Raw genomic sequence first — 283 nt, forward strand, 5'->3', positions numbered from 1 at the left:
TAGGTGTTTCGTGTGTCCTCGTCTAGATTGCCAACGGTCTGCGTGTCTTGACCGTCCTCAGCAATTTCGTCTTCCGGGATCGAGAGCGGTACGCCGTTCACGACTGCACGCACCGCACTCGCACGCCGGATGCGGAAATCCAGATCGGCGGCCTCGCTCAGGAGCATCTCTGCCTTACTACGCAGCTCCATCCACCTGCTTCGTAGGGACGTAAGGTTTTGGAAGTCCTCAATCAGTTCCTTGCTCATACTGCCTCCTGCTTCGCACGACGCGGGAGTAGCAG

At 58.0% G+C, this 283-nt stretch carries 1 protein-coding gene; it reads right to left on the reverse strand.

Going from position 1 to position 283, the window contains the following annotated elements:
• The coding region (locus AC1RP1_RS08285; protein ID WP_481762767.1) for a hypothetical protein at positions 1-248 on the reverse strand (248 nt) is incomplete at its 3' end.
• Between the last annotated feature and the right edge of the window lie 35 nt (positions 249-283).

Source organism: Dellaglioa sp. CoH-56-MRSF-13 (genome assembly GCF_056782095.1).